The 26,345-nt window shown below is 68.7% G+C and carries 26 protein-coding genes and 2 tRNA genes; 20 read left to right on the forward strand and 8 right to left on the reverse strand.

Annotated features, from left to right (window positions below):
* Positions 1 to 2: 2 nt before the first annotated feature.
* Positions 3 to 1,577, reverse strand: a complete 1,575-nt coding sequence (locus tag DEH84_RS04975; RefSeq protein WP_109035315.1) for a helicase HerA-like domain-containing protein — start codon at positions 1,575 to 1,577, stop codon at positions 3 to 5.
* A 188-nt stretch (positions 1,578 to 1,765) separates the two neighbouring features.
* Here DEH84_RS04975 and DEH84_RS04980 point away from each other — a divergent pair, with 188 nt between their 5' ends.
* The 20 genes from DEH84_RS04980 to DEH84_RS05070 all read left to right on the forward strand — a co-directional run bounded on the left by DEH84_RS04980 (position 1,766) and on the right by DEH84_RS05070 (position 20,338).
* Positions 1,766 to 2,488: a YebC/PmpR family DNA-binding transcriptional regulator gene (locus DEH84_RS04980; RefSeq protein ID WP_109035317.1), complete on the forward strand. Its 723-nt coding sequence runs from the start codon at positions 1,766 to 1,768 to the stop codon at positions 2,486 to 2,488.
* A gap of 10 nt (positions 2,489 to 2,498) precedes the next feature.
* Entirely contained in the window at positions 2,499 to 3,785 is a 1,287-nt protein-coding gene (gene purD, locus DEH84_RS04985; RefSeq protein WP_109035319.1) for a phosphoribosylamine--glycine ligase, read from the forward strand.
* 24 nt (positions 3,786 to 3,809) lie between these two features.
* Complete coding sequence (hemF, locus tag DEH84_RS04990) at positions 3,810 to 4,727, forward strand: oxygen-dependent coproporphyrinogen oxidase (protein ID WP_109035321.1); 918 nt, start codon at positions 3,810 to 3,812, stop codon at positions 4,725 to 4,727.
* 4 nt (positions 4,728 to 4,731) lie between these two features.
* Positions 4,732 to 5,376: a nicotinate-nucleotide adenylyltransferase gene (gene nadD / locus DEH84_RS04995; RefSeq protein WP_342755629.1), complete on the forward strand. Its 645-nt coding sequence runs from the start codon at positions 4,732 to 4,734 to the stop codon at positions 5,374 to 5,376.
* Positions 5,377 to 6,216, forward strand: a complete 840-nt coding sequence (rsfS, locus tag DEH84_RS05000) for a ribosome silencing factor (RefSeq protein WP_109035324.1) — start codon at positions 5,377 to 5,379, stop codon at positions 6,214 to 6,216. It begins immediately after the preceding gene.
* 33 nt (positions 6,217 to 6,249) lie between these two features.
* The gene (gene rlmH, locus DEH84_RS05005; protein ID WP_109035326.1) at positions 6,250 to 6,717 is read left to right on the forward strand and encodes a 23S rRNA (pseudouridine(1915)-N(3))-methyltransferase RlmH; all 468 of its coding nucleotides are present in this window, start codon (positions 6,250 to 6,252) and stop codon (positions 6,715 to 6,717) included.
* Entirely contained in the window at positions 6,710 to 8,290 is a 1,581-nt protein-coding gene (locus DEH84_RS05010) for a hypothetical protein (RefSeq protein WP_109035328.1), read from the forward strand. Before rlmH ends, DEH84_RS05010 begins: the two co-directional genes overlap by 8 nt.
* A gap of 45 nt (positions 8,291 to 8,335) precedes the next feature.
* Complete coding sequence (locus DEH84_RS05015; protein WP_109035330.1) at positions 8,336 to 8,974, forward strand: Maf family protein; 639 nt, start codon at positions 8,336 to 8,338, stop codon at positions 8,972 to 8,974.
* 24 nt (positions 8,975 to 8,998) lie between these two features.
* Complete coding sequence (locus tag DEH84_RS05020; RefSeq protein WP_109035332.1) at positions 8,999 to 9,712, forward strand: NAD(P)H-binding protein; 714 nt, start codon at positions 8,999 to 9,001, stop codon at positions 9,710 to 9,712.
* Between the two features lie 9 nt (positions 9,713 to 9,721).
* On the forward strand, positions 9,722 to 11,224 hold the full coding sequence (gene rng, locus DEH84_RS05025; protein ID WP_109035334.1) for a ribonuclease G: 1,503 nt from the start codon (positions 9,722 to 9,724) through the stop codon (positions 11,222 to 11,224).
* Positions 11,225 to 11,367: 143 nt separating this feature from the next.
* Positions 11,368 to 12,690 (forward strand): Tol-Pal system beta propeller repeat protein TolB, encoded by a 1,323-nt coding sequence (gene tolB, locus DEH84_RS05030; protein ID WP_109035336.1) that lies wholly within the window; start codon positions 11,368 to 11,370, stop codon positions 12,688 to 12,690.
* A gap of 59 nt (positions 12,691 to 12,749) precedes the next feature.
* Complete coding sequence (gene pal / locus DEH84_RS05035; protein ID WP_109035338.1) at positions 12,750 to 13,310, forward strand: peptidoglycan-associated lipoprotein Pal; 561 nt, start codon at positions 12,750 to 12,752, stop codon at positions 13,308 to 13,310.
* A 51-nt stretch (positions 13,311 to 13,361) separates the two neighbouring features.
* Positions 13,362 to 14,180, forward strand: a complete 819-nt coding sequence (gene ybgF, locus DEH84_RS05040; RefSeq protein WP_109035340.1) for a tol-pal system protein YbgF — start codon at positions 13,362 to 13,364, stop codon at positions 14,178 to 14,180.
* Between the two features lies 1 nt (position 14,181).
* Positions 14,182 to 15,027, forward strand: a complete 846-nt coding sequence (locus DEH84_RS05045) for a tRNA threonylcarbamoyladenosine dehydratase (RefSeq protein ID WP_109035342.1) — start codon at positions 14,182 to 14,184, stop codon at positions 15,025 to 15,027.
* A gap of 32 nt (positions 15,028 to 15,059) precedes the next feature.
* A tRNA-Lys gene (locus DEH84_RS05050) sits at positions 15,060 to 15,135 on the forward strand.
* Between the two features lie 123 nt (positions 15,136 to 15,258).
* Positions 15,259 to 15,334 (forward strand) — tRNA-Lys (locus DEH84_RS05055).
* 154 nt (positions 15,335 to 15,488) lie between these two features.
* Positions 15,489 to 15,833: a DUF2845 domain-containing protein gene (locus tag DEH84_RS05060; protein ID WP_109035344.1), complete on the forward strand. Its 345-nt coding sequence runs from the start codon at positions 15,489 to 15,491 to the stop codon at positions 15,831 to 15,833.
* Between the two features lie 101 nt (positions 15,834 to 15,934).
* Positions 15,935 to 16,156 (forward strand): hypothetical protein, encoded by a 222-nt coding sequence (locus DEH84_RS19070; protein WP_159098868.1) that lies wholly within the window; start codon positions 15,935 to 15,937, stop codon positions 16,154 to 16,156.
* A 10-nt stretch (positions 16,157 to 16,166) separates the two neighbouring features.
* Positions 16,167 to 17,150: a substrate-binding domain-containing protein gene (locus DEH84_RS05065; protein WP_245932689.1), complete on the forward strand. Its 984-nt coding sequence runs from the start codon at positions 16,167 to 16,169 to the stop codon at positions 17,148 to 17,150.
* Positions 17,147 to 20,338, forward strand: coding sequence for a hybrid sensor histidine kinase/response regulator (locus tag DEH84_RS05070; protein ID WP_109035346.1), 3,192 nt, complete (start codon positions 17,147 to 17,149; stop codon positions 20,336 to 20,338). Before DEH84_RS05065 ends, DEH84_RS05070 begins: the two co-directional genes overlap by 4 nt.
* Positions 20,339 to 20,355: 17 nt before the next feature.
* Here DEH84_RS05070 and DEH84_RS05075 read toward each other — a convergent pair whose 3' ends face one another.
* From DEH84_RS05075 to DEH84_RS05105, 7 genes are all read right to left on the reverse strand, one after another.
* Positions 20,356 to 20,697, reverse strand: coding sequence for a DUF4156 domain-containing protein (locus DEH84_RS05075; protein ID WP_109035348.1), 342 nt, complete (start codon positions 20,695 to 20,697; stop codon positions 20,356 to 20,358).
* A gap of 121 nt (positions 20,698 to 20,818) precedes the next feature.
* On the reverse strand, positions 20,819 to 21,436 hold the full coding sequence (locus tag DEH84_RS05080) for a MarC family protein (RefSeq protein WP_109038230.1): 618 nt from the start codon (positions 21,434 to 21,436) through the stop codon (positions 20,819 to 20,821).
* Positions 21,437 to 21,459: 23 nt separating this feature from the next.
* Positions 21,460 to 22,383 (reverse strand): DMT family transporter, encoded by a 924-nt coding sequence (locus DEH84_RS05085; RefSeq protein WP_109035350.1) that lies wholly within the window; start codon positions 22,381 to 22,383, stop codon positions 21,460 to 21,462.
* 25 nt (positions 22,384 to 22,408) lie between these two features.
* The gene (locus DEH84_RS05090) at positions 22,409 to 23,860 is read right to left on the reverse strand and encodes a DcaP family trimeric outer membrane transporter (RefSeq protein ID WP_109035352.1); all 1,452 of its coding nucleotides are present in this window, start codon (positions 23,858 to 23,860) and stop codon (positions 22,409 to 22,411) included.
* 36 nt (positions 23,861 to 23,896) lie between these two features.
* Positions 23,897 to 24,640 carry an amino acid ABC transporter ATP-binding protein gene (locus DEH84_RS05095; protein ID WP_109035354.1) on the reverse strand — a complete coding sequence of 248 codons (744 nt, stop codon included), beginning with the start codon at positions 24,638 to 24,640 and terminating at the stop codon, positions 23,897 to 23,899.
* Positions 24,637 to 25,422 carry an amino acid ABC transporter permease gene (locus tag DEH84_RS05100; protein WP_109035356.1) on the reverse strand — a complete coding sequence of 262 codons (786 nt, stop codon included), beginning with the start codon at positions 25,420 to 25,422 and terminating at the stop codon, positions 24,637 to 24,639. The genes DEH84_RS05095 and DEH84_RS05100 overlap by 4 nt, the downstream gene beginning before the upstream one ends.
* 18 nt (positions 25,423 to 25,440) lie before the next feature.
* Complete coding sequence (locus DEH84_RS05105) at positions 25,441 to 26,217, reverse strand: ABC transporter substrate-binding protein (protein WP_109035358.1); 777 nt, start codon at positions 26,215 to 26,217, stop codon at positions 25,441 to 25,443.
* Between the last annotated feature and the right edge of the window lie 128 nt (positions 26,218 to 26,345).

Below are 26,345 nucleotides of genomic sequence, written 5' to 3' on the forward strand. Positions count from 1 at the left end.
GCTCAGCGGCGTCGGCTGCCGCCGCCGAGCAGCGACCCCAGCACGCCGCGGATGATCTCGCGGCCCACGGTCGATCCAATGGTGCGCGCCGCGGACTTGGCCACCGTTTCGAGGATCGAATCCTTGCGCCCACTGCCCTTCAGCAGGCCGCCAGCCACGTCGCCCAGCCAGCCGCCGGCACTGCCTGCCGCGTCCGTCGCTGCGCCCCGTGCCGCGTCGCCTGCCCCGCCACGCAGGGCCTCGGCGGCTTCCTCCTGCATCGAGCGAGGGGCGCCCCGTGCGGAGGCTGAATCGGGTGCCTGCGCCGCACGGCCCTTGAGCTTCTCGTAAGCCGATTCCCGGTCCACGGTCTTCTCGTACACGCCCGCCACCAGCGAGCCCGCGAGCAGCGCCTGGCGTTGCGCGGCCGTGATCGGCCCGATCTGGCTGCCCGGCGGCTGCACGAACACGCGCTGCGTCACGCTGGGGCGGCCTTTCTCGTCCAGCAGGCTGATCAGTGCCTCGCCCACCGCCAGTTCGGTGATGGCCGTGGCGATGTCCAGCCCCGGATTGGCGCGCATGGTCTCCGCGGCCGACTTCACGGCTTTCTGATCGCGCGGGGTGAAGGCGCGCAGCGCGTGCTGCACCCGGTTGCCCAGCTGGCCCAGCACCGTGTCGGGCACATCCAGCGGGTTCTGCGTCACGAAGTACACGCCGACGCCTTTCGAGCGCACCAGGCGCACCACCAGTTCGATGCGCTCGATCAGCGCGCTGGGGGCGTCCTTGAACAGCAGGTGCGCCTCGTCGAAGAAGAACACCAGCTTGGGCTTGTCCAGATCGCCCACCTCGGGCAACGTCTCGAACAGCTCGGACAGCATCCACAGCAGGAAGGTGGCGTACAGCCGCGGGGCGTTCATCAGCTTGTCGGCGGCCAGGATGTTGACCACGCCCCGGCCATCCACCGTCTGCATGAAGTCGCGGATGTCGAGCATGGGCTCGCCGAAGAACTGGTCGCCACCTTGCTGCTCGATCTGCAGCAGGCCGCGCTGGATGGCGCCCACGCTGGCGGCGCTGATGTTGCCGTACTCGGTGGTGAACTGGCTCGCGTTGTCGCCCACGTGCTGCAGCATGGCGCGCAGGTCCTTCAGGTCGAGCAGCAGCAGGCCGTTGTCGTCGGCGATCTTGAAGACCAGTTGCAGCACCCCTTCCTGTGTGTCGTTCAGGTTCAGCATGCGGCCCAGCAGCAGCGGCCCCATGTCCGACACCGTGGCGCGCACGGGGTGGCCCTGCTCGCCGAACACGTCCCACAGCGTCGTGGGGCAGGCCTGCGATTCGGGGGTGTCCAGTCCCCGCTCGGCGAGGATGGCGGCCAGTTTGGGGCTCACGGTGCCGGCCTGCGAGATGCCGGTCAGGTCGCCCTTGATGTCGGCGAGGAACACCGGCACGCCGATGGCCGAGAAGCGCTCGGCCAGCGCCTGCAGCGTGATCGTCTTGCCGGTGCCGGTCGCGCCGGTCACGAGGCCGTGGCGGTTGGCCAGGGCGGGCAGCAGGTGGCAGGCGGTGTCGCCGTGGCGGGCGAGCAGGATCGGATCGGCCATGACGGAAGGCTCCCGGGAAACTGAAAAAAACGGACCGGCAAGGCCGGGCCCGGCGGGAGCGGGCCGGCCAAACGGTAAAATCACAGTATCACTCAGCTCTGAATCAGAGCCACACCCGTGCGCGCGCTGTCGGCAGGCAGGGCGCGCGCTGTCGTTCTCAGCACACAAAACACCCGGAGCACAACGCCATGGCCGGTCATTCCAAGTGGGCCAACATCCAACACCGCAAGGGCCGTCAGGACGAAAAGCGCGGCAAGGTCTGGACCCGCATCACCCGTGAAATCATCGTGGCCGCGCGTCAGGGTGGGGGCGACCTCGCCATGAACCCGCGTCTGCGGCTGGCCATCGACAAGGCGAAGGCGGCCAACATGCCGGCCGACAACATCAAGCGCAACGTCGACAAGGCCACGGGCAACCTCGACGGGGTCACGTACGAAGAAATCCGCTACGAGGGCTACGGCATCGGCGGGGTCGCCGTGATCGTCGACTGCATGACCGACAACCGCGTGCGCACGGTGGCCGATGTGCGCCACGCCTTCAGCAAGCACGGCGGCAACCTCGGCACCGAAGGCTCGGTGGCCTTCCAGTTCAAGCACGTCGGGCAGTTCCTGTTTGCGCCGGGCGCCAGCGAGGACAAGATCATGGAAGTGGCCCTGGAAGCCGGCGCAGAGGACGTGCTCACCCATGAAGACGGCTCGATCGAGGTGCTCAGCGCCCCGGCCGATTTCGAGACCGTGAAGAACGCTCTGGAAGGCGCGGGTCTGAAGGCCGAGATGGCGGAAGTCACGATGCGCGCCGAGAACAACATCGAGCTGACGGGCGACGATGCCGCCCGCATGCAGAAGCTGCTGGATGTGCTGGAAGACCTGGACGACGTTCAGGATGTGTTCCACAACGCCGAACTGAACTGAGATCCTTTCTATGAACATCCTTGTCATCGGTTCGGGCGGCCGCGAGCACGCCCTGGCCTGGAAACTCGCCCAGTCGCCCAAGGCCCAGAAGGTCTATGTGGCACCGGGCAACGGTGGCACGGCGCGCGACCCGCGTCTGGTGAACGTGCCCATCACCGACGTCAAGGCGCTGGCCGATTTCGCGCAGACCAACAAGATCGCCGTGACGGTGGTCGGCCCCGAGGCGCCGCTGGCTGCCGGTGTGGTCGACGAATTCCGTGCGCGCGGCCTGCGCATCTTCGGCCCCACGCAGAAGGCGGCGCAGCTGGAAAGCTCCAAGGCCTTCGCCAAGGACTTCATGAAGCGCCATGGCATTCCCACGGCCTTCTACGAGACCTTCACCGACGCCGCCGCGGCCCATGCCTACGTCGACGCCAAGGGCGCCCCCATCGTCATCAAGGCCGACGGCCTGGCGGCAGGCAAGGGTGTGGTCGTGGCCACGACGCTGCAGGAAGCGCACGAAGCCATCGACTTCATGCTGCTGGACAACAAGCTCGGCGTGCAGCACAACGCCGGTGGCGCCCGTGTGGTGATCGAAGAATTCCTGGCCGGTGAAGAAGCCAGCTTCATCATCATGGCGGACGGCAAGAACGTGGCCGTGATGGCCACCAGCCAGGACCACAAGCGTTTGCTGGACGGCGACGCCGGCCCCAACACCGGTGGCATGGGCGCCTACTCGCCCGCGCCGGTGGTCACGCCCAACGTGTATGCCAAGGCCATGCAGGAGATCATCAACCCGACCCTGGCCGGCATGGCCAAGGACGGCATTCCCTTCACGGGCTTCCTGTACGCCGGCCTGATGATCGACGCGCAGGGCAACCCCAAGACGCTCGAGTTCAACTGCCGCATGGGCGACCCGGAAACCCAGCCCATCATGATGCGGCTGAAGAGTGATCTGGTCGACGTCATGCTGCACGCGACCGACGGCACGCTCGACCAGGTCGAACTGCAGTGGGACCGCCGCTTTGCACTGGGCGTGGTCGTGGCCGCAGGCGGCTACCCGCTCGACCCGAAGAAGGGCGACGTGATCACCGGGCTGCCGGCCGATGCCGACGACGCGATGGTCTTCCATGCTGGCACCACCATGGGCGAAGACGGTCAGGTTCGCACCAGTGGCGGCCGTGTGCTGTGCGTGACGGCGCTGGGCGACTCGGCCAAGCTGGCCCAGCAGCGTGCCTACGACTACATGCGCGGGCTGGCCTTCGACGGCATGCAGTTCCGCTCCGACATCGGCTGGCGCGCCATCAAGGCCCGCTGAGTTCCCACGCACCGAGCCCGCACCATGAGCGACTTCGACACCGCCGCCGTCCGCCAGTACCTGCTGGACCTGCAGGACCGCATTATTTCGGCCTTCGAGGCCGAAGACGGCAAACCCTTCGTGCGCGACGCGTGGGTGCGCGGCCCGGAAGAGCGCCTGCAGGGCGATGGCTGCTCGCGCCTGGTGGAAGAGGGCAACGTGCTGGAGCGCGGGGGCTGCAACTTCTCGCACGTCAAGGGCCCGAGCCTGCCGCCGTCGGCCACGCAGCACCGGCCCGAACTGGCCGGCTGCCCGTTCGAGGCCATGGGCGTGTCGCTGGTCTTTCACCCGCGCAACCCCTACGCCCCCACGGTGCACATGAACGTGCGCATGCTGGCTGCCCACAAGGCCGATGGCAGCACCGTGGCCTGGTTCGGCGGCGGCATGGACCTGACGCCCTACTACGGCCAGGAAGAGGACGCCCGCCACTTCCACCAGGTGTGCAAGGACGCGCTGGCGCCTTTCGGCGATGACAAGTACCCCCGCTTCAAGACCTGGTGCGACGAGTACTTCTTCCTGAAGCACCGCAACGAGGCCCGGGGCGTCGGCGGCATCTTCTTCGACGACTTCTCCGAGCTCGGCATGGACGGCGGCTTCGCCATGATCCGCTCGGTGGGCGATGCCTTCACGGCCGCCTATCTGCCCATTCTGCAGCGTCGCCGCGAGCAGCCTTACGGCGAGCGCGAGCGCGACTTCCAGGCCTACCGCCGCGGCCGCTATGTCGAGTTCAACCTCGTGTGGGATCGGGGCACGCTGTTCGGGCTGCAGTCCGGCGGCCGCACGGAAAGCATCCTGATGTCGATGCCGCCCGTGGTGAAGTGGCGCTACGACTGGCACCCTGAACCCGGCTCGGCCGAGGCGCGCCTGTACACCGACTTCCTGCCCGCGCGCGACTGGGTCTGATCGCTTGAAACCTGCTGTCCATCCGCCTCGCCGCATCGGTCTGATGGGCGGCAGTTTCGACCCGGTCCACGCGGCGCACGTGGCGCTGGCCGAACTGGCGCTGGTGCATCTGTCGCTCGACGAGGTCCGCTGGATCCCGGTGGGCCAGGCGTGGCAGAAGGCCCGTCAGCTGGCGCCGGCCGAAGACCGGCTCGCCATGGTGGCCGCCGCCACGGCGCACGAGCCGCGCTTTGTCGTCGACCGCATCGAGGTCGACCGCGCCGGCCCTTCGTACACGCTCGACACCGTGCGGGCGCTGCAGGCCCGGGCCGATGCGTCCGGGCAGCCGGTCGAATGGGTGCTGCTGATCGGACAGGACCAGTACACCAACTTGCCGACGTGGCAGGGCTGGGCCGAGCTGATCGAGCGCGTGACCCTGGCGGTGGCCTGCCGCGGCAGCGAGGCGCTCGTCACGCCCGAGGCCCTGGCGCATCATGCGCATCGCGTGGTGAGGCTGCCGCTGCAGCCCATGCCGGTGTCGTCCACCGACATTCGCGCCCGTCTGGCCGACGGCGCGCCCCCCGATTCCCTGGTGCCTACCCTGCTGCCAAGCGGTGTGGCACGCTATATTGCAGATCATCAACTTTACGCCCCTGGCACCCCCCGCTGAATGGACATCCGCAAACTGCAACGCGCCATCGTCGATGGCCTCGAAGACGTCAAGGCTCAGGACATCGTCGTGTTCAACACCGAACACCTCTCGCCGCTGTTCGAGCGCGTCGTCATCGCCACCGGTTCGTCCAACCGCCAGACCAAGGCGCTGGCATCCAGCGTGCGCGAGGCCGTGAAAGCCGCAGGCTTCCAGGTCATGCGCACCGAGGGCGAGGACAACAGCGAATGGATCATCGTGGACTGCGGCGCGGCCGTCGTCCATGTGATGCAACCCGCCATCCGCCAGTACTACCAGCTGGAAGAGATCTGGGGCGAGAAGCCTGTGGCGATCAAGCTCAAGACGGCCAAGGCCGGCCTGGCCAAGGCCTCCGAGCCGATGGACCTCGACGAGGATGCCCCACCGGTGAAGGCCCGCAAGGTGTCCGGCAAGACCACGGCGGCCCAGAAGGCGGCCACCAGCCCGGCCCGCAAGGCCGCCGCTGGCAAGACCGTGAAGAAGGCCGAGCCCGAAGCGGAGAAGCCGGCCGCCCGCAAGACCGTGAAGGCCGTGGCCGAGGCGGCACCGAAGGCCCCGGCGCGCAAGGCGGCTGGCAAGGTGGCGGCGAAGAAGGCACCGACCCGAACGGCCACGAAGCCGGTCACCAAGACGGCGGCGAAGAAGGCCCCTGCCAAGAAGGCTGCCGTGCAGAAGGTCGTGGTGAACGCCCCGGCCCGCAAGCCGGCCGCCAAGAAGGTGGCCGCCAAGAAGGCGCCTGCGCGCAAGACCGTGGCCGTGAAGAAGGTTGCGGCCAAGAAGGTGGCGGCCAAGAAGGCCCCCGCCCGCAAGACGGCCCGCTGAACGCGGGTGGCTGCTGACCGGTAAGACGCTGTCATGAAGTTCACGGTGGTGACCATCGGGCACCGCCTGCCGGACTGGGCGAACGAGGCGTGCGAGGACTACCTCAAGCGTTTCCCGTCCGACTGGAAGGTGGAAGTCCGCGCGCTGAAGGCCGAACCCCGTGAGGGGCGGCCGGTCGCCGCCATCATGCAGGCCGAGGCGGCCCGCATGGAGGCGGTGCTCGAGCGGGGTGTGCGCCGCGTCATCCTCGATGAACGGGGCAGCCGTCTGACCAGCGTGCAGTTGGCCGAGCGCACCGAGGCCTGGCTGCACGACGGTCGCGACGTGGCCCTCATCATCGGCGGCGCAGACGGCATCGATCCGTCGCTCAAGCAGTCGGCCGACGAGGCCATCCGCCTGTCGGACATGACCTTGCCCCATGCGCTCGCGCGCGTGCTGTTGCTCGAACAGCTCTATCGGGCCTGGTCCCTGAGAAACAACCATCCCTACCACCGTGCTTGAGTTCGTCCGGCGGCGGCCGCTGTGGGCCGCGTGGCTGACCGTGCTGGTCTGGCTGCTGAGCTATGTTGCGGTCAAGCTGGGCAGTGTGGCAGGGCTCGACATCGACGGAGCCGAGCAGGTCTATTTTGCCCAGTCTTGGCAACTGGGCTATGGCACGCGCCAGCCCCCGCTCTACACCTGGATGCTGCTGGCACTGCGGCCCGATGGAGGCAGCTGGCCGGTGGCGCTCGAGGTGGCCCGGTATGCCGTGCTGCTGGCGTGGCTGGGCGGCACCCAGGCCCTGGCTCGTGCATGCGGGGCGTCGCCGGGACGCCAGGCGCTGGTGGTGGTGGCCCATCTGGGCTTTCTGCTGGCCATGTGGCGCGTGCATGACAGCCTCACGCACACCGTGCTGGCCGCCGCGCTGACCACCTGGGGCTCGGCGGCCGCCATCAAGGCGCTTCGGCGTCCGGCCTGGTGGCCCGTGGTCGGGCTGCTTGCGGCACTGGCGTGCCTGGCCAAACTGAACGCCGCGCTGTGGTGCGCCTCGGCGGTGCTGGCCTGGGCCTGGCTGCAGTGGCGCACGCGGGACGAAGCGCCGGCCGCATCGCTCGTGCAGACGGGGCTGAAAGCGCCCCGGCCCGGATGGCTCGCCCATCTCGCCTGGCTGGGCCTGGCCTTGCTGCTGTTTGCGGCCTTGCTCGGTCCCTATGCGCAATGGTGGTGGGTGCAACGCGAGGTGAGCGACTTGCCGCGGCGCGTGCTGCTGCCCAGCGATGCGGTGCCGCCCTGGCAGCCACCGCTGCAACTCGCCCTGGGCACGCTGGAATACCTGATGCTGACGCCGGCCTTGCTGGCGGGGGTGGCCTGGTGCTTGCGCTGGCGCCACCGCTTGCCACGCCAGGTGCTGCCCGGCGGTCTGCGATGGCTGGCCGCGCAGACGCTGGTCGGCCTGCTGGTACTGGCGGGTGTGGTCACCGCCCTGAAGGGGGCGCATTTCACGCCCCGCTGGCTGTGGCCCGTGCTGCCCGGCGCCACGGTGTGGCTGGTGTTGTGGGCTTGCGAGGTGGCCGAACAGCACGCCCGCCAGACCACCGATCGCCGCTGGCCGCGCCGGCTGGTGGGCGTGGCGGTCGGGGTGGCGCTGTTGTCGATCGCGGTGTCTGCGCTGCGCTGGTGGGAGCCCGAGCGCACCGCACAGCGCTGCCGCAACTGCTGGACCGATCGTCCGGCCGTCGCCTTCTCGCATGCCTTGCACCAGTGGCATGGCGAGCCGCTGCGCGTCATCACGGGCGATGACCACCTAGCCGGCATCCTGTCTGCTGCCGATGGTCGGGATCTCACCTGGACCGCCGTGTCGCCCGACCTGCCTCCGCCTCAGGGCTTTGCCACCACCCCCTGGACGTGCGTGGCCGCGTGGGTGGACATGGACGCACCGCAGGATCCGCCGGCGGAGCTGATGGCGCGCACGCGGGGCGCATGGCTCGGCCCGGTTCAGCATCAGACCTGGCCCTTGCGCCTCGCGCCCCAGCGTCGGCTCTGGCTGCAGTCCGTCATCCTCGACCCCGCCGTCTGCGACCGCGCCCACCCCTGACAGGCCCGCCGTGCACCGCGGCGCGCCCGCGGTTAGCATCGCGCCATGTCTGACGCACTCTCGCACAGCGCTCCGGCGCATCCCTGGCTCTATCTGGCCTCGCAAAGCCCCCGTCGCCGGCAACTGCTGGACCAGCTGGGCGTGCGCCACGTGCTGCTGTTGCCGGATGCCGATGAAGACGCCGAAGCGCTCGAGCACGAGCGTGAGGACGAGTCGCCCGAGGATTACGTGCAGCGCGTGACCCACGCCAAATGGCAGGCCGCACTCGACCGACTGGCGCGTCGACAGGCGCAGGACCCCGCAGCGTGGCCCGCGGCGCCGATCCTGTGCGCCGACACCACGGTGGCCCTGGGCCCAGCCATCCTCGGCAAGCCCGTCGATGGCGCCGATGCCGCCCGCATGTTGCGCCGGCTGTCCGGCCAGTCACACCGCGTGCTGACCGCCGTGGTGGTGGAAGGGGCGCTGCGCCTGTCGACCTCACACGTGCGCTGGCGCGCCCTCGACGATGCCGAAGTCGAGCGGTACGTGGCCAGCGGTGAACCGATGGGCAAGGCGGGCGCCTATGCCATTCAGGGCCGTTCGGGCGCGTGGACGGAACACATCGACGGCAGCTACAGCGGCATCATGGGGCTGCCGTTGTACGAGACCGCCGAGCTGCTCAAGCCGCTCGGCTGGTCGTTCTGATCGCGTTCGTCACCAGAGCCTGCCATGCCCGCTTCCCACCCGGACCCGCTGGATCGCACCGAGGCCCGGCGTCCCACCGTGCTGCTGGTCGGTGGCACCGGGCTGGTCGGCCATGAATTGCTCTGCCGCCTGCTGGCCGACCCCGACATCGGCGAGGTGAGGGCGCTGGTGCGCCGACCTGTGTCGGCCGAAGCCTTGCTGAGGATCGCGCCGCAGGCCATGCCGGGCGTGGGCAAGCTGCGCATCGGGGTGATCGACTTCGAGCGGCTTGCGCAGCACACCGAGTGGTTCGATGCAGACTGGGTGGCCAGCACACTGGGCACCACGATCGCGCAGGCGGGCTCCCGGCCGGCCTTTCGTCGCGTCGACCTTGATTACCCGCTGGAGGTGATGCAGCTGGCCCGCGCGCAGGGGGCACAGCGCGCGCTGCTGGTGAGCGCCGTGGGCGCACGGGCCACGTCCCGGGTCTTCTACAACCGCGTCAAGGGTGAACTGGAGGAAGCGGTGCGTGAACTCGGGTTCGAACACGTGTCGGTGGCCCAGCCCTCGCTGCTGGCGGGCGCGCGGCCCACGTTCCGTCTTGGTGAGCGGGTGGGGCTGGCGCTGGGCTGGCTGATGCCTGCCCCGTACAAACCCGTGGCCGCCAGCCAGGTGGCGGCGGGCCTCCTGGCCTCGGCCAAGGCCGGTGAGCCGGGGTGGCATGTGCTCACAAACACGGCCCTGCGCGGCATGGGGTAAATTGCCCCCATGCCTGCATCCCAAGACATTCTCATCAACTGGACTCCCCAGGAAACCCGTGTGGCCCTCATCGAAAGCGGGGCCGTGCAGGAACTGCACGTCGAGCGCACGCTGGAGCGCGGGCTGGTTGGCAACATCTACGCAGGCAAGGTCGTGCGGGTGTTGCCCGGCATGCAGTCGGCCTTCATCGACATCGGCCTGGAGCGCGCGGCGTTTCTGCACGTGGCCGATCTGCATCGCGAAGACCCGTCGGTGCGGCCTGCTTCGCGTTCGGCCGACGTGCAGACGCCGATCGAAAAGCGCGTGCACGAGGGGCAGACCCTGATGGTGCAGGTCATCAAGGACCCGATCGGCACCAAGGGCGCGCGGCTGTCGACGCAGATCAGCGTGGCCGGTCGCCTGCTCGTCTTCCTGCCCCAGGACGACCACCTCGGCATCTCGCAGAAGATCGGCTCGCCGGAACTGCGCGAACAGTTGCGCGAACGGATGACGCAGCTGATCGGCGCGGCCGATGCCAAGGACGGGCGCAATCGCCCGGGCGGCTTCATCCTGCGCACCAACGCCGAAGATGCCACCGACGACGAGCTGGCGATGGACATCGCCTACCTGCGCAAGACCTGGGCCACCATCCGCGAACACGGCTTGAAGGCGCCACCCGGCACGCTGCTCTACCAGGAGCTGAACCTGGCCCAGCGCGTGCTGCGTGACCTGGTGACGGAGCAGGTCCAGACCATCCGCATCGACTCGCTGATCCAGCACGAAGCGCTGGTGGCCTTCGGCCAGGAGTTCACGCCCAGCGCGGTGGGCAAGCTCGCGCACTACAAGGGCGAGCGGCCCATCTTCGACCTCTACAACATCGACACCGAGATCGAGCGCGCACTGGCCCGCCGGGTCGACCTGAAGTCGGGTGGCTACCTCATCATCGACCAGACCGAGGCGCTCACCACCATCGACGTCAACACCGGGGGCTATGTCGGCGCCCGCAATTTCGACGACACGATCTTCAAGACCAACCTCGAGGCGGCCCAGGCCATTGCCCGCCAGCTGCGCCTGCGCAACCTCGGCGGCATCATCATCATCGACTTCATCGACATGCTGCGCGAGGACCACCGCGACGCCGTGCTGGCCGAACTTCGCAAGCAGATGGCGCGCGACCGGACCAAGAGCACAGTCAGCGGCTTCTCGCCGCTGGGCCTGGTCGAGATGACCCGCAAGCGCACCCGCGAGTCGCTGGCCCACCTGCTGTGCGTGCCGTGCCCGACCTGCGAGGGGCGCGGTCAGGTCAAGACCCCGCGCACCGTCTGCTACAACATCCTGCGCGAGATCCTGCGCGAGGCGCGCCAGTTCAATCCGCGCGAGTTCCGCGTGGTGGCCAGTGCTGCGGTCGTCGAGATGTTCCTGGACGAGGAAAGTGCCCACCTGGCCGGCCTGAGCGATTTCATCGGCAAGCCGGTGTCACTGCAGACCGAACCGTCGATGTCGCCCGAGCAGTACGACATCGTGCTGCTGTGACACAGCGGGCGTGAACGGGTGAGGGCGCCCGGCGCTTCACACAGCTTCACGCGGTTCGCCCAGGGTCCGGGCAGGGACGCAGGGAACTTCGCACGGTGCGTGCGGCACAATCCAGGGTTCTCACCATTCCCAAAGTCCGACCCATGCATGCATCCCTTCCGCGCCGAGCAGCCCTTGGTCGGCTGCTCGGTTCGACGGCCCTGCTCGGCGGCGCCTCGCTCGGGCTGACCGGGCCGGCCCTGGCCCAGTTCCGCGTCGAGATCGCGGGCGTCGGCGCCACCCAGATTCCCATCGCCATCGGGCGCTTCCGTGACGAGGCCCGCTCACCCCAGCCGCTGTCGGCCATCATCAAGGCCGACCTCGAGCGCAGCGGGCTGTTCCGCTCCATCGACGCCACGGCCAGCGCGCTGGACGACACCAGCCGGCCCGCGATGGGCGAGTGGCGAAGCAAGGGGGCCGATGCCCTGGTGGCCGGCTCCGTCACCGTGCTGGCCGACGGTCGCCACGATGTGCGCTATCACCTGTGGGACGTGGTCAAGGGACAGGACCTGGGCGGCTTGAGCCTGGTCGTGCCCGCGGCCGACCTGCGCCAGGCCGCGCACCGCATCGCCGACGACATCTACGAAAAGCTGACCGGCGACAAGGGCGTGTTCTCGACCCGCATCGCCTACGTCAGCAAGGTGGGTTCGCGTCACACCCTGGTCGTGGCCGATGCCGACGGCGAGGGCACGCAAGCCCCGCTGACCAGCGTGCAGCCCATCATCTCGCCGGCGTGGTCGCCTGATGGCCGTCAGCTGGCGTATGTGTCGTTCGAGGGCGGCAAGGCCGTCGTCGTCACGCAGGACGTGATGAGCGGCCGTCGCCGCGTGGTGGCAAGCTACAAGGGCACGAACAGCGCGCCGGCCTGGTCGCCCGACGGCCGCCAGCTGGCCGTGACGCTCAGCCGCGATGGTGGCTCCCAGCTGTACGTGGTCGGAGCCGACGGTGAAGGCCTGCGCCGCCTGACGCAGAGCGGGGCCATCGACACCGAGGCCTGCTGGACGCCCGACGGCAGCCAGCTCTATTTCGTCAGCGACCGTGGCGGCAGCCCCCAGATCTACCGCATGCCGGCGGGTGGCGGCAATGCCCAGCGCGTGACGTTCTCGGGCAGCTACAACATCAGCCCGGCACTCAGCCCGGATGGACGCTGGATGACCTACATCGGCCAGACCGATGGCGGCGCCTTCCGCGTGCACCTGATGGAGCTGGCCTCCGGCACGGTGAAGGCCCTGACCGACACCCGCGACGACGAAAGCCCGAGCTTTGCACCCAACAGCAAGATGATCATCTATGCGACCCGCTCCGGCGGCCGCGACGTGCTGATGACCACGACGCTGGACGGTCGCATCAAGGCCCGCCTGACCACCCCGCAAGCCGACGTGCGCGAGCCCGTGTGGGGCCCTGCCGCCCCCCCGCTCAAGCGCTGAGCCTGCGCCCCCCCTCTGACCCTGTCCCATTCCAACTGTTTGCTGAAGGAGTACCACCCATGATCACCCCCCGTTTTGCGCTGCGCACCCTGAGCCTGGCCCTGCTGAGCAGCAGTGCCCTGTGGCTGGCCGGCTGCGGCTCGTCCGTGAAGCTGGACGACCAGGCCGGCAAGGGCCCCGCCCCGATCACCACGGCCAATGGCGCCGGCTCGGCCAATGACAGTGCCGTGCCCTCGAACGCCGTCGCCCCCGTGGTGGTGCCGCCGTCGGACAACAGCGCCAACGCCGGCGGTCTGCCCCGCGTCGTTTACTTCGACTTCGACAGCTTCGTGGTGAAGGACGAGTTCCGCGGCGCCATCGACGGCCACGCCAAGCGCCTGAACGCCGTCAAGACCCGCAAGGTCGTCATCGAAGGCCACACCGACGAGCGCGGCGGCCGTGAGTACAACCTGGCGCTGGGCCAGAAGCGTGCCGAAGCCGTGCAGAAGTCGCTGACGCTGCTGGGCGTCTCGGCCGATCAGGTCGAGTCGGTCAGCTTCGGCAAGGAGCGTCCGGCCGCCCAGGGCAGCAACGAGGAAGCGTGGGCGCAGAACCGCCGCGCCGAGATCAAGGACCGCTGAGCCGCGGCTTGATGCACCTGCCTGCCCGTTCACCGCTCGCCTGACCGCACCATGACCCTGCTTCCGCCCTTTGCCCTCCGGCTTCGTACGCTGGCGTTGGCGATCACCGCCGCGCTGATCGGCTCGGCTGCCCAGGCCGCCCTGTTCGAAGACACGGACGCGCGCCGTGCCATCCTCGACATCCGCCAGCAGCGTACGCAGGATGCCGATGCGATGGCCGGCAAGCTGGGTGCGCTCAACGCACAGATCGAGCAGCTGCGCCGCAGCCTGCTCGAGATGAATGCCCAGGTCGAGCAGCTGCGTGCAGACCTGGCGCGACAGCGCGGGCAGGATGAAGTGCTGGCGCGCGACCTCGCCGAGGTCCAGCGCAAACTCAAGGACACGCAGGCCTCGGTGGATGAGCGGGTACGCAAGCTGGAGCCGCAGACGCTGACGGTGGACGGCAAGACCTTCAAGGTCGACCCGGACGAAAAGCGGCTTTTCGATGAGGCCCTGGCCCGTCTGCGGGCGGCCGATTTTGCCGCCGGCATCTCGGGCCTGAATGGCTTGCTTCAGCGCTATCCGTCGACCGGCTACCGTGAGTCGGCGTGGTACTGGCTCGGCAACGCCCACTATGGCCAGCGGCAGTACAAGGAGGCGATTGCCTCCTTCCGGCAGTTGCTGGACAAGAGCCCGGATCACGCCCGTGCCCCGGAGTCGCTGTTGTCCATCGCCAACTGCCATGGCGAGCTCAAGGACAACGAGGCTGCGCGGCGGACGCTGGAGGAACTGGTCAAGCAGTACCCGAGTACCGAGGCGGCCCAGGCTGCCCGTGATCGCCTGCTGACCATGCCGGCTGCCAAGCCGGCGCCGAAGAAGGCCCGCGGCTGACATGGCCGATGAGCAGGAAGGCGCGCCCGGATTGCAGACCGCGGTGCTGGACGCCCCGCTGACGTCTGCCGAGCGGCTGGCTGCGGCGAGTCGGCCGGATCCCGAGCGGCGCTTCGGCGGTCTGCGTCGCCTGCACGGGGTGACGGGCTACGAGCGGCTGCGCGCGGCCCGCATCGCGGTCATCGGCGTGGGCGGGGTGGGTTCGTGGACGGCCGAGGCGCTGGCGCGCAGCGGGGTCGCGGGCCTGGTGCTCGTCGACCTGGATCACATTGCCGAATCCAACGTGAACCGCCAGGTTCATGCGCTGGAGACGACGCTGGGCCAGGCCAAGGTGCATGCCCTGCAGGAGCGGTTTGGGCTTATCCATCCTGATTGCGCCGTGACGGCCATCGAAGAGTTCGTGGACGAGGCCAATGTCGGTGAGTTGCTGGACCCGACGCAGGTGGATGGCGTGATCGACTGCTGTGACCAGGTGCGCGCCAAGGCGGCACTGGCTGCCTGGGCCACTGCGCATGGCAAGCCGGTGGTGTGCGTGGGGGCGGCCGGTGGCAAGACGCAGCCGCACCGTGTGGAGGTGGCCGATCTGGCCGACGTGACCCACGACCCCTTGCTGTCGAGCTTGCGCCAGCGGTTGCGCCAACGCCACAGTGCGGTGCGCAAGGGGCGCCTGGGCGTGACCTGCGTGTTTTCGCGCGAGCCGGTGTTGCCTCCGCAGGACAGTTGTGAGGTCTCTCCTGGGGGAGATGGCTCGCTGAACTGCCATGGCTACGGCTCGAGCGTGACCGTGACCGCCACTTTTGGCATGGTGGCCGCAGCAGAAATGCTGAACCGCTTGATCGCACGCTGAAAAGCGTATTAGAATCTAAGGCTTCGCAGGGCGGGTCGTTAGCTCAGTCGGTAGAGCAGCGGACTTTTAATCCGTTGGTCGCAGGTTCGAATCCTGCACGACCCACCACCCTCTGAAGCGTGATGAAAAATCACAACAGACAGTGAACGAAGCGAAAAACACGCTACAATCTAAGTCTTCGCTAACAACACAGTTGTTGGCAACGAATGCAAGGCGCAAGCCGACGCAATCGGGCTCTTAGCTCAGTTGGTAGAGCAGCGGACTCTTAATCCGTTGGTCGTAGGTTCGAATCCTACAGGGCCCACCAAATTTTTCACTGTGTTGCACAGCTTGCTGCAACACAGGCGCGAAAGCAGCAAAAGCCACCCATCGGGTGGCTTTTTTCTTTGGTGCGCTGCCTGCGGCGGCGTGATCCTGTAGAAACTCGAGCGTGTCTGAACAGACGGGCAAGCGAGGTCGTCATGCTGGGCGGGTGGTGGAAGGTCGCGGCGCTGTGGAGCTTGGGTGCGATGCTGCAGCCCGTCGGTGCCGAGTCGCTGCGGTGCACCGGCGGCAGCGTGACCGAAGGCGATCTGCGCATCACGCTGATGGACCGGTGTGGCGCGCCCCGGCTGAGCGATGCCTACTGCGCCCCTGTCGCAGGACCGGGGTTTCAGCCCGTTCCTCCCTGGCTCGGGTCCTTCGTGGCGCCCTGCGTGGTGACGGAAGAGTGGCTTTACGACCGCGGACCCGGTAATCTGCCTGTGACGGTGCGTTTGCGCGCGGGGCAGGTGCAGTCCATCCACTACGGGCAAGCCTCACGCTGACCTCGGCACGTCCGAGGGCATGAGCCCGTCTGGCTGCGCAAGGCTGCACACTGGCGCGAACCCGGGGCTTCGGCCTCGTCACGACACCAAGGAGGCAGACCATGGGAGGCTCATCCCGGCAGGGCATGACGCCTGCGCAGCAGGAGGACCGGCCAAAGCCGCATCCGGGCCCGGCGCCCGGCTATGTGCCGGGTGAGTCGGCTGCCGGTGAGGAAGACCCGGGCGCTTCGCTCGACACCCCGCCCGACGAGCCGGAATCGGTTGCGCCGGTGCCCGATGCGGATGCATCCACAGGCCATGGGGCAGGGGCCAGGCGACGCTGATGGAACGAGCATGACGCGGCGGTGCCTGTGGCTGATGCTGCTGTGCTGGGCAGGGGGCGTCATGCCCGCCTGGTCGGCCGGGATGGTCTTCGGCCTGGCCGGCAAGCGGGTGGACGATCCGAACTTTCAGGCGGCGTGGCGCGGATGTGAAGCGGAAGCGCGTCGCCAGGGCGACCGGTGCCTGCATCTGGGTGAACCGGGTCCGGCCAATGTGCGCGCGCAGGATGCGGCCATTCAGCGGGCCCTGGAAGAGGGCCTTCACGGGCTGGCGGTGTCCGTCACGCACGCGGCCTACCTGGCAGAGCACGGGCTCGCCCGTGCTCGCGCGGATGGCGTGCCGGTGGTCACTTTCGACTCCGATCTGGATGCGGCGCACCATGCGCTGCGCCGCAGTTACATCGGGCCGGACAACGAGGCCTTCGGCCGCACGCTGGGAGAGCTGGTGCGTCAGCGGCTGCCGCGCGGCGGCAGGGTGTGCCTCATGAGTGCCGATCCGCATGATCCCAACCTCGACCTGCGCCTCAAGGGCGTGCGTCGCGCGCTCGGGCAGGTCGACACTGCCGGTGCGGCGCGGCTGCAGGGGCAGGGCGGCTGGACTGAGCTGGCGCGCTGCCCCTGGTTCAACGGCGATCAGCCCGAGCGGGCACGCCGCCAGATGGTGCTTTCGCTCGACGCGTTGAAGGTGGATGCGCTGATTTCGGTCGGGCACTGGCCGGTGGCCGATGTGGCCGTCTACGAGGCGGCCGTACAGGGCCTTGCACCCCGGAGAGAGAACGCCGGCGAGGCGGTGTTCGTCGGCATCGGCACGATGACGGCCGGGCAGGTTCTGCTGCTGCGGCGAGGGCTTCTGGGCGGGGCGGTCGAGCTGGATTTCGACGCGATGGGTCGCGCAGCCTACCTCGCCATGAAGCGCCTGGCCGGCGGCGGGCGGGTGGACGCGTTCGTTCGCACCCCGTTCAAGGTTCACGTGGGTGCGGCGGGGGGCTCGCCATGAGCGCGATCCGACCGGAGCCGGGCCCGGACCGCATCACGCCGCTCTCGAGGGTGCTGTTGTGGCGGGTGATCGGCTTCAGCCTGCTGTTGTCCATCGGGGCGGCGTTGCTGGTGGCCCATGTGCAGAAGAACCACGAGGCGGAGCAGCAGCGCGCCCTGCTGGACGCCGTGGTGTCCGTGCACCGGGTGGCGCTGTCCCGGGCCTTGTGGGAGCTGGACGACCAGGCGGTGGCCGCGCAACTGGCGGCGCTGCACCGTTTCCCGGTGGTGCTGTCGGCCGAGGTTCAGGGAGGCGGCCTGAGCCAGCGCTATGCCCGCGAGGGGGTGGCCGCGCGGGGCAGCGTGCAGACGGTGCGGGAGCCGCTGCACGCCCCGGGCGGCGACGAGGTCATCGGCATCTGGCATCTGACACTCGATGAGGCCGCGTTGCAGGCCGAGGTGTGGACCCAGACCCGACGCTTTCTGATGCTGGTCGTGCCCTTGTTGCTGCTGATGGGCGGGCTGGTGTTCTGGCTGGTGCGCAGGCGGGTCGGGCATCCGGTGTCGGCGTTGTCGCACCACCTGGGAACGCTGCTGTCCGGCAACCTGGCGACGCCGGCGCCCGAGCCACGGCATCGCCCGGCCACGGAGTTGCACCGACTGGCCAGGGGCATCACGGGGCTTCAGCAGGCACTGGCCCAGGAGTTGGCCCACCGGGACGCGGTGGCGCACGAACTGGCCACCCAGCGTGACCAGCTCAACACGGTGCTGGCGCGCCAGACTCAGCACCTCGACGGCGTGCTGAGCCACATGGCCGATGGCGCCGGCCTGCTGGACGAGTCGGGCAGCATCGTGCTGATGAACCCGGCGTGGGCCCAGATGCTGGGTTGCGGCAAGCCCCAGGACGCCACGCCTTTGCCCGTGGCGAGCTGGCTGCGGTCTCCATCGTGGCCCGAGGTGTGCCAGATGCTGCGCGAGCAGGACCGGGTGGTGGGCTGCGAACTGACGATGTCCCAACAGGACGGCGTGTTGCCCGTGGAGGCCAGCCTGTCGGTGATCGAGCGAGGGCACGCGGGGGCGGTGGTGCGGGTGCAGATCGTGCTTCGCGACCTGAGCCAGCGCCGTCAGACCGAGCAGGCCTTGATCGACGCGCGGGAGGAAGCCATGGCCATGGCGCGGGCCAGGAGCGCCTTCCTGACGAACATGAGTCACGAGATCCGCACCCCGATGAACGCGGTGCTGGGCATGACGGAGCTGGCCTTGCGGACCAGCCTGTCGCCCCAGCAGCGGGACTACCTGCAGAAGTCGCGGCAGGCGGCCACCTCGCTGCTGGCCATGCTGGATGACATCCTGGATCTCTCCGGCATCGAGAGCGGGCGTCTGACGCTGCAGCATAAGGCCTTCTTGCTGGACGACGTGTTGGACCAGGTGATGGGTGCCGTGGCCCTGCCAGCCCAGCAGAAGGGGCTGGCCCTGGTGCTGGATGCGGTGTTCGACCGGCCGCAGCGGCCGGTGGGCGATGGGCCCCGGTTGGTCCAAGTGCTCACCAAGCTGTGCCACAACGCCGTGAAGTTCACCGATGCGGGCGAGGTGAGCCTGACGGTGCGCATGACCGCGCGGCCGGGCGCGGAGACGAGCTGGCTGGTGGCCGATGTGCGGGACACGGGGGCGGGGATCCCGCCGGAAGACCAGGTGCGCGTGTTCCAGCCGTTCCAGCAGGGCGACGGCTCGGCCACGCGGCGGCATGGTGGCGGGGGGCTCGGGCTGGCCATCAGCCGGCATGTGGTCGAGCGCATGGGCGGCACGCTGACCTTGCGCAGCGACGTCGACACCGGGTGCCATGTCACGGTGCGGCTGCCGCTGAGCCTGGATTCTGTGGACACTGCGGAGGCGAGCCCCGCTGCCTGGCCGGACGGGCCGTGGCGAAGCTGGCGCGTGCTGGTGGTGCATGCCCACCCCGAAGCGGCCCGCGTGCTGCAGAGGCAACTGGACGTCCTCGGGTTGACGGCGTCGGTGGCGAGCGGGCGAGAGGCCGCGTTGCGCGCGCTGTCCGAGGCCGACGCTGCGGACGCGCCCTGGGATGTCGTCGTCTTGAACTGGTTGATGCCCGATACCGACGTGGTCGCCCTGGCCCGTGACGTGGTGCAACTCGGACTGGCGCAGGTGCCGTGGCGGCTGCTGGCCTGTGCGCCGGGCAGCGAGGCGCCGCTGCTGGCGGCCGGTGGCAATCTGTTCGATGCGGCGCTGCCCCAGCCAGCCTCGACCACCGCGCTGGCGCACGAGCTGGCCCGTCTGGCCGAGCGGGCGAGAGCGGCCTCGGTCCGTGCGCCCGGCGAGGCCGCGGCGCGGACACCGTCGGCGCCGCCCGCGAGTTCTTCGGGCGTGAAGGCGGCGGCGCTGTCCGGCATGCGCGTGTTGCTGGTCGAAGACAACCCCTTCAATCAACAGGTGGCGGCCGAGTTGCTGATGGATGCCGGTGCCAGGGTGACGGTGGCCGAACAGGGCCAGGCGGCGCTCGATCACCTGGCGCACGAACCGGTCGACGTCGTGCTGATGGACATCCAGATGCCAGTGATGGACGGCCTGGAGGCCACCCGCCGCATTCGCGACAACCCGGTGTGGGTCGATCTGCCCGTGCTGGCGGTCACCGCCCACACCCAGGCCAGCGACCGCGAGGCCGCCCTGGCGGCCGGCATGGACGAAGTTCTGACCAAGCCGCTTGGCGTGGCGATGCTGATCGACGCGCTGCGCCGCTGGCGGCACGGACGTCGCCAGGCGGCCCTGGTTCAACAGGCTGCGCCCTCGCCAGTGCCAGCGCCCGCTGCGGCGCCCGCGGCGGCTGCCGCCTTGCCGGGCATCGACCGCGCGTTGGGCGAATTGCACTGCGGTGGCCGCCCTGCGCTGCACCAGCAGCTGCTGGACATCTTCTTCAAGGCCCACCGGGACGTGGCCCGGCGGCTGGCCGATCAGATCACGGCACCGGACTGGCCCGCAGCCGCGCGCGTGCTGCATGTGCTGAAGGCCGATGCGGCCACGGTGGGGGCCACGCGACTGGCTGACGTGGCCCGGTCACTGGAAACGGCCTTGCTGGCCGAAGACCAGGCGGCCGTTCAGCTGCACAAGGCCGAACTGGACCAGGCGCTGGATGAGGTGCTGGACGGGCTGGCGCGTCGGCCGGCTTCCGGTGCCCCGAGCCCCGCACCGGCCTGAAAGCCGTTCGCCGATGCTCAGCGGGCGTCCGGGCAGCGGTAGACCTGAGCCGATAGCGTGGTGCGGCGGTCGCCCACCACGGGCTTGTCCCACACGACATGGGTGCCACCCAGCCGGTCTGCCTGCCACAGCAGGGTCTGGCGGGCGTTCTCGGCGCCTTGAGGCCCCAGCAGGCCCACCAGCCCGGAACTTGTTTCGATGCGCTCCAGGAACGTGCAGCCCTGGGGGGCATCGCCGGCGATCACGCGCACGGGGCCGCTGTAGCGGTCGGGCGTCATCGGGTTGCTGGCACAGCCGGCGAGGGCGACGAGGATGGCGCCGGCGGTCAGCGCGCGCGTCAGGGTGGTGCAGGTCGTCATGGTTCTTGTCCTTCTGCTCACCATTGAGCCACCTGCACACTCTATTACCACCAGGGCGCGAGCGGGGGCTTGCAGTCCTGATGCGGATCAGGTCGAGTGCGCTCGGCGTGGTGCCGGCGCCTCACTGCGCTGCAAGCGGCGCCAGCGCGGGAAAGGCGCGATGCAGCCCCGAGATCAGCATCTCGACGGCCATGGCCGACAGCAGCAGCCCCATGAAGCGTTCCAGCGCCACGAGGCCGGATGGTCCGAGTCGCCGCGACAGGCGGTCGGCCGAAGCCAGCACCACCCAGCCCACCGCCATGGCCAGCACGATGGCGGCCGTCCACGACCAGGCGCGGTCCGGCTGGCGCGACGCCAGCAGCACCACCGTGGCCAGCGCAGACGGCCCGGCGATCAGCGGAATGGCCAGCGGCACCAGCATGGGCTCGCCCTCGGTGGTCTGCGACGCGAAGCTCACGCCCATGCTGGGAAAGGCCATGCCCAGGGCGATCAGAAAGAGGATGACGCCGCCCGCAATCTCGAGCGAGACGTTGGTGAGGTGCATGGCCTGCAGCAGGCGCTCGCCCACCAGCATGAACAGCAGCAGCATCACCGTGGCGATGAGGCATTCCCGCGTGATGACGAGCAGGCGTCGCTCGCGCGGCACATTGCGCAGCAGGCTGATGACGACGGGCACGTTGCCCAACGGGTCGGTCACGATCAGCAGCACGATGAAGGCAGAGAGGAAATCGTGTTCCATGGTGTGCGCGGCAAGAAAGGGGGTCAGACGCGGGCGGCTTCGGTGTCCGGCGCCCGGGCCGGCCACTGCGACAGCATCACGCCGAGCACGATGAGCGCGGCGCCGATCAGCGCGCGCCCGGCCAACACCTCGTTGATGTACCAGATGGCCGTGAGCGAGGCGAAGACCGGCTCGAGCCCGTAGATCAGGGCCGCCTCGACGGCCCGCACCCGTGCCTGGCCCCAGGCCTGCAGCCAGACGATGCCGGCGCTGGCGAGCAGCCCGAGGTAGATCAGCGGCAGGAGGTGGTCTTCGGCGCGCGCCAGCACCTCGGCCGGCACGCCGCCTTGCCAGGCGACGCCCACGCCACCGAGCCCGAGCATGACGACCGCCTGGACGGCGGCCAGCCGCTCGGGCCGGCAGCGCACGGGCGCGCGCGCGCAGTATTCGAACAGCAGCACGTACACCGCGTAGACAAAGGCACTGGCCAGCGTGAGCGTGTCACCGAAGCTCCAGGGCGAGGCCTCGTAGAAAAGGCCGTACATGCCCACCACGCTGAGGGCCGCCCCAGCCAGCACGGGCCAGCCCAACCGCTGCCCCAGGCCGGCAGCCAGCAGGGGCACGATGACGACGTTCAGCCCGGTGATGAAGGCGTTGCGGTTGCTGCTGGTGAGCCCCAGACCGCTGACCTGCAGGGCCGTGGCCCCGAACATCACGGCGCCCATGAGCAAGCCCCAACGCAGCTCATGCGCCTGCACGCCCCTCAGGAAGGGCCACAGCACGGCGCACGCCACCGCAAAGCGCAGCGAGATGATCTCGAGCGCCTGCAGGTCGCCGCTCATGGCCTTCATGGCCGGGAAGGTGGTGCCCCACACGACGGTGACGCACACCAGCGCCGCGATGCCGACGCGGTGGCGAGAGCCCGCGCGCACGGGCGATGCTGGCTGCAGGGAAGACGGTTCACTCATGCGCGCGATGGGGCGGATTGGCAGATCAGTTGAAGGTGTAGCGCGCCATCAGGTTGAAGCGCGACAGCGAGCCCTTCTCGCCGGCCAGCGTCTCGCGCTCGCCCCAGATGTACTCGGCGCCCAGGTCCACGTTCTTCACCGGGTTGTAGATCAGGCCGGCGTGCAGCTGGTACATCCGCTTGTTCACGCCATACTGGCCCGCGCCGAAGCCGTTGGTCAGCGCGTAGTCGGTGTAGGCGTTGTGGAAATTTTTCTGCCAGCCGCCCACGAAGTTGGCGCGCAGCGTGTCGCTGGCCTTGTACTGATAGCCGATCACGGTGCCCAGTGCGCGCTCCATCAGGATGCGGTTGGCGTTCGCGTCCACGATCGCGCCTTCCAGGTAGTTGAAGTAGCGGCCCACGCCGTCGCCATAGGTCAGGCCCAGGCTCAGGGTGTCCTGGCCGCCGCGCAGCTTGATCAGGCCGGTGCCGGCGATGCCGTAGCCGCGCTTGTCGGCGTTCGTGCCGGCGTCGTCATCGACCACCTTCACTTGCTGTGTCACGCCACGCAGGCTGGCGGCGCCCCAGTCAAAGCCCTTGTCCCAGCGCAGGACCAGATCGGGGGTCTTCGAGAAGCCGGACTTGGTGGCCGCGCCCGTTGAGTCGAGCGCATAGCTCACCGGGTTCTCCACGGCCACCGTGAAGCCACCCAGGTCCGGCGTGGCGTAGGTGTAGCGCACCACCGGCTGACGGATGAAGGTCGAACCGATGGGGCCGTTGAAGTCGACCGTTTCGGGCGCGTTGTCCACGTCCATGAAGGTCGACCAGGTCTGGCCCACCGTGAAGCCGGCGAACGTGGCCACCGCCTGACGCAGGCGGAAGTTGTACGAGTTCGTGGCCTGCTGCGTGTAGATGGCCTTCACGTCGCCGCTGACGGCCGAGCCGCCCAGACGCGGGTCGTTGTTGAAGTCGCCTTCCAGCTTGATGCCCAGCGGGCCGTACGCCGTCGGGGTCGAGGTCTCGATGCCGAGGCGCGAGGTACGTGCGTGCAGGTACGTTTCGCCCTTGCGCGCGGTGCTGCCGTTCAGCGGGGCGTAGGGCAGGAAGGTCGAGTAGTCGTTGCCGCCATTCGCCCCCTTGAATTCGCGCACGGCGTTCACTTCCACATAGCCGTACAGCTTGATGGACGTGTCCGAGCCCGGCAGGCGGAAGCTGCCCGGAATGTCGCCCGCCACCACGGCGTCCTTCTGCTTCAGCTCGACCTGCTCGATGCGCTCGGTCAATGCGGCGGTGTCGGCGGCGGGCTGGGGCGCTGCGACCACGGCGGACGCGGGCGCCGGCCTGGCGGCCTGCTGGCCCTTGAGCTCGTCCAGTTCCTTGCGCAGGCGCAGCACCTCGTTGCGCAGCAACTCGAAATCCTTGGCCGACTGGGCCAGGGCGGGCAGGGACGTGACGGAGGCGGCCAGCAGGGCCAGGCTCAGGGCGCTACGTTTCATCATGGTGTGCCTTTGCATGGGGAAAATGGGGAGGGAAGCTCAGTGCGCGATCTGGCCGAGGAAGGCTCGGATGCGTGGGTTGTCCTGTTGGTCGAAGAAGGCCTCGGGCGGTCGGTCCTGCAGGATCTCGCCCTGGTTCAGAAACAGAACCCGGTCGGCCACCTCGCGGGCAAAGCCCATTTCGTGGGTGACGATGATCATCGTCATGCCGCTGCGCGCGAGCTGCTTCATCACGTCCAGCACTTCCTTGACCATTTCCGGGTCGAGGGCCGATGTGGGCTCGTCGAACAGCATGACCTTGGGCTCCATGGCCAGCGCGCGGGCAATGGCCACGCGCTGCTGCTGCCCGCCCGAAAGTGCAAACGGGTGCTTGTGCGCATGGGCTTCCATGCCGACCTTGCGCAGCAGCTCCATGGCCTTGGCTTCGGCTTCGGCCTTGGGCGTGCCACGCACACGGCGGGGCGCGCGCGTCACGTTGTCGAGCACGGTCAGGTGGGGGAACAGATTGAACTGCTGGAACACCATGCCGACCTCACGGCGCAGGGCATTCAAAGCCTTGGCGTCGTCGCTCACCTCGATGCCATCGACGGTGATGGTGCCGCTGTCGTGCTTCTCCAGGCGGTTCAGCATGCGCAGCAGCGTGCTCTTGCCCGAGCCCGATGAGCCCAGGATGACCGTGACCTTGCCCGCGTCGAAATGCGTGCTGACGTTGCGCAGCACCTGATGCGCCCCGAAGGCCTTCTGCACCTGCTGCACGGTGATGAACGGTTGCGGGGTGCTCATGGCCGGCGGCCCTCCACGTCGTAGCGGTGCTCGATGGCGTCCGAGATCTGCGTGAGCATGGTCGTCAGCACGAGGTAGATGCAGGCCGTGGTCACCAGCGTCGACATTGGCTGGAAGGTGGCAGCCTGGATGCGGTTGCCGACGTTGGTCAGCTCGACCACGCCGATGGTGTAGGCCAGCGACGAGTCCTTCAGCAGCGACACGATGTTGTTCACCAGCGAAGGCAGCGAGATCTTCATCGCCTGCGGGAAGACGATGTCGAGAAAGGTGTGCCAGGCCGACATGCCCAGCGAGCGGGCGGCTTCCGTCTGCCCCTTGGGCACGGCCTGCATGCCCGAGCGGATGGCCTCGGCGTTGTAGGCGCCGATGTTGAGCGCCAGTGCAATGCAGGCCGAGGTGAAGTCGCTCAGCCGCAGCGAGGGGATCAGCGCGGGCAGCGCGAAGTACACGAACAGCACCTGCACCAGCAGCGGCGTGCCCCGCACGACCCAGATGTAGAACGAGGCCAGCCAGCGCACCGGCGCCACGCGCGAGAGCTTGCCCATCGCGGCCACGAGGCCGATGGCGATGCCCGCCAGGCCGGAGACGATCGTGAGCTCGACGGTGATCAGCGTGCCGTCGGCGAAATCGCGCGCGGCCGGGCCGATGGGCTCGGGCGCCCACGACAGGGGAATGGCCATCAGCCAGAGGAACAGGACGAGCGCAGCACTCGCCACCACCATGGTGGCGTTGCTGCGGGTCGACCTGCTCCAGCCGGCGGGCCAGCCAGGCAGGGTCAGCATGGTGTCAGGCCCTCGGGCTTACTTGCAACGAACGTCTTCGTTGAAGTACTTCTTCGAGAGCGCGGCATAGCTGCCGTCGGCCATCACCTCGGCCAGGGCCTTGTTGTAGCCCGCGGCCACGCTCTGGTTGCCCTTGGCCACGGCAGCGGCAATGCGCTCGATGAAGACCATCTCACCCGCCTTCATGCCGGCGTTCGGGGCGGCGGCCAGAGCCTGCTTGGCCACAAAGCGGTCGCTCACCCAGGCGTCGACCCGCTGGCTCAGCAGGGCAGTGCGTGCGTCGGTGTCCTTCGGGAAGTTCTTCACTTCCTTGATGCCGGGCAGCTTCTTGACGCTCTCGAGGTAGGTGGTGCCCGTCTGCACGGCCACGACCTTGCCGGCGAGGTCGGCACCGGTGCGGATGGCGGGATCGAGCGCGATCACCTGACCGCCCGAGCAGTAGTGCGGATTCGCGAACGTGACGGCCTTGGCGCGCTCATCGGTGACGCCGTGCGAGGCGATCACCAGGTCCCAGCGGTCCTGACGCAGGCCGGCCAGCAGCGCGTCAAAGCCCAGCGCCTTCCACTCGATGGTGACGCCCATCTTGTGCGCCACCAGTTCGGCCAGCTCGACCTCGAAGCCGGTGAGCTTGGTGCCCTGGAAGTAGTTGAACGGGGGAAACTGACCCTCTGTGGCGACGAGGATCTTGCCGTCCTTCTTGATGTCATCGAAGCTGCGGGCCTGTGCGCCCAGAGCAGCCATCAGGCTGACGGCGATCAGCGCGCCGCGTCGAATCCACTTGCCGGGTTGCGTCATTGTCGGGTCCTTGGGGGAAAGGTAGTCGGTCAGGCAGGGGGCGGTAATAGCATGAACCGTGCCTGGCTTCGTCGGACACTTCAGCGGGGATGGGCGGACGGGATGGGACCTTGTCGTGATGTGGAAGC

The organism is Aquabacterium olei (assembly GCF_003100395.1).
In the GTDB taxonomy this organism is placed as follows: domain Bacteria; phylum Pseudomonadota; class Gammaproteobacteria; order Burkholderiales; family Burkholderiaceae_C; genus Aquabacterium; species Aquabacterium olei.

Excerpts from the sequence above, each read along its gene's own strand:
- DEH84_RS04975 (WP_109035315.1), bottom strand. The coding sequence starts at position 1,577 with ATGGCCGATCCGATCCTGCTCGCCCGCCACGGCGACACCGCCTGCCAC.
- DEH84_RS04980 (WP_109035317.1), top strand. The coding sequence starts at position 1,766 with ATGGCCGGTCATTCCAAGTGGGCCAACATCCAACACCGCAAGGGCCGT.
- purD (WP_109035319.1), top strand. The coding sequence starts at position 2,499 with ATGAACATCCTTGTCATCGGTTCGGGCGGCCGCGAGCACGCCCTGGCC.
- hemF (WP_109035321.1), top strand. The coding sequence starts at position 3,810 with ATGAGCGACTTCGACACCGCCGCCGTCCGCCAGTACCTGCTGGACCTG.
- rsfS (WP_109035324.1), top strand. The coding sequence starts at position 5,377 with ATGGACATCCGCAAACTGCAACGCGCCATCGTCGATGGCCTCGAAGAC.
- rlmH (WP_109035326.1), top strand. The coding sequence starts at position 6,250 with ATGAAGTTCACGGTGGTGACCATCGGGCACCGCCTGCCGGACTGGGCG.
- DEH84_RS05015 (WP_109035330.1), top strand. The coding sequence starts at position 8,336 with ATGTCTGACGCACTCTCGCACAGCGCTCCGGCGCATCCCTGGCTCTAT.
- DEH84_RS05020 (WP_109035332.1), top strand. The coding sequence starts at position 8,999 with ATGCCCGCTTCCCACCCGGACCCGCTGGATCGCACCGAGGCCCGGCGT.
- rng (WP_109035334.1), top strand. The coding sequence starts at position 9,722 with ATGCCTGCATCCCAAGACATTCTCATCAACTGGACTCCCCAGGAAACC.
- tolB (WP_109035336.1), top strand. The coding sequence starts at position 11,368 with ATGCATGCATCCCTTCCGCGCCGAGCAGCCCTTGGTCGGCTGCTCGGT.
- pal (WP_109035338.1), top strand. The coding sequence starts at position 12,750 with ATGATCACCCCCCGTTTTGCGCTGCGCACCCTGAGCCTGGCCCTGCTG.
- ybgF (WP_109035340.1), top strand. The coding sequence starts at position 13,362 with ATGACCCTGCTTCCGCCCTTTGCCCTCCGGCTTCGTACGCTGGCGTTG.
- DEH84_RS05045 (WP_109035342.1), top strand. The coding sequence starts at position 14,182 with ATGGCCGATGAGCAGGAAGGCGCGCCCGGATTGCAGACCGCGGTGCTG.
- DEH84_RS05060 (WP_109035344.1), top strand. The coding sequence starts at position 15,489 with ATGCTGGGCGGGTGGTGGAAGGTCGCGGCGCTGTGGAGCTTGGGTGCG.
- DEH84_RS19070 (WP_159098868.1), top strand. The coding sequence starts at position 15,935 with ATGGGAGGCTCATCCCGGCAGGGCATGACGCCTGCGCAGCAGGAGGAC.
- DEH84_RS05065 (WP_245932689.1), top strand. The coding sequence starts at position 16,167 with ATGACGCGGCGGTGCCTGTGGCTGATGCTGCTGTGCTGGGCAGGGGGC.
- DEH84_RS05070 (WP_109035346.1), top strand. The coding sequence starts at position 17,147 with ATGAGCGCGATCCGACCGGAGCCGGGCCCGGACCGCATCACGCCGCTC.
- DEH84_RS05075 (WP_109035348.1), bottom strand. The coding sequence starts at position 20,697 with ATGACGACCTGCACCACCCTGACGCGCGCGCTGACCGCCGGCGCCATC.
- DEH84_RS05080 (WP_109038230.1), bottom strand. The coding sequence starts at position 21,436 with ATGGAACACGATTTCCTCTCTGCCTTCATCGTGCTGCTGATCGTGACC.
- DEH84_RS05085 (WP_109035350.1), bottom strand. The coding sequence starts at position 22,383 with ATGAGTGAACCGTCTTCCCTGCAGCCAGCATCGCCCGTGCGCGCGGGC.
- DEH84_RS05090 (WP_109035352.1), bottom strand. The coding sequence starts at position 23,860 with ATGATGAAACGTAGCGCCCTGAGCCTGGCCCTGCTGGCCGCCTCCGTC.
- DEH84_RS05095 (WP_109035354.1), bottom strand. The coding sequence starts at position 24,640 with ATGAGCACCCCGCAACCGTTCATCACCGTGCAGCAGGTGCAGAAGGCC.
- DEH84_RS05100 (WP_109035356.1), bottom strand. The coding sequence starts at position 25,422 with ATGCTGACCCTGCCTGGCTGGCCCGCCGGCTGGAGCAGGTCGACCCGC.
- DEH84_RS05105 (WP_109035358.1), bottom strand. The coding sequence starts at position 26,217 with ATGACGCAACCCGGCAAGTGGATTCGACGCGGCGCGCTGATCGCCGTC.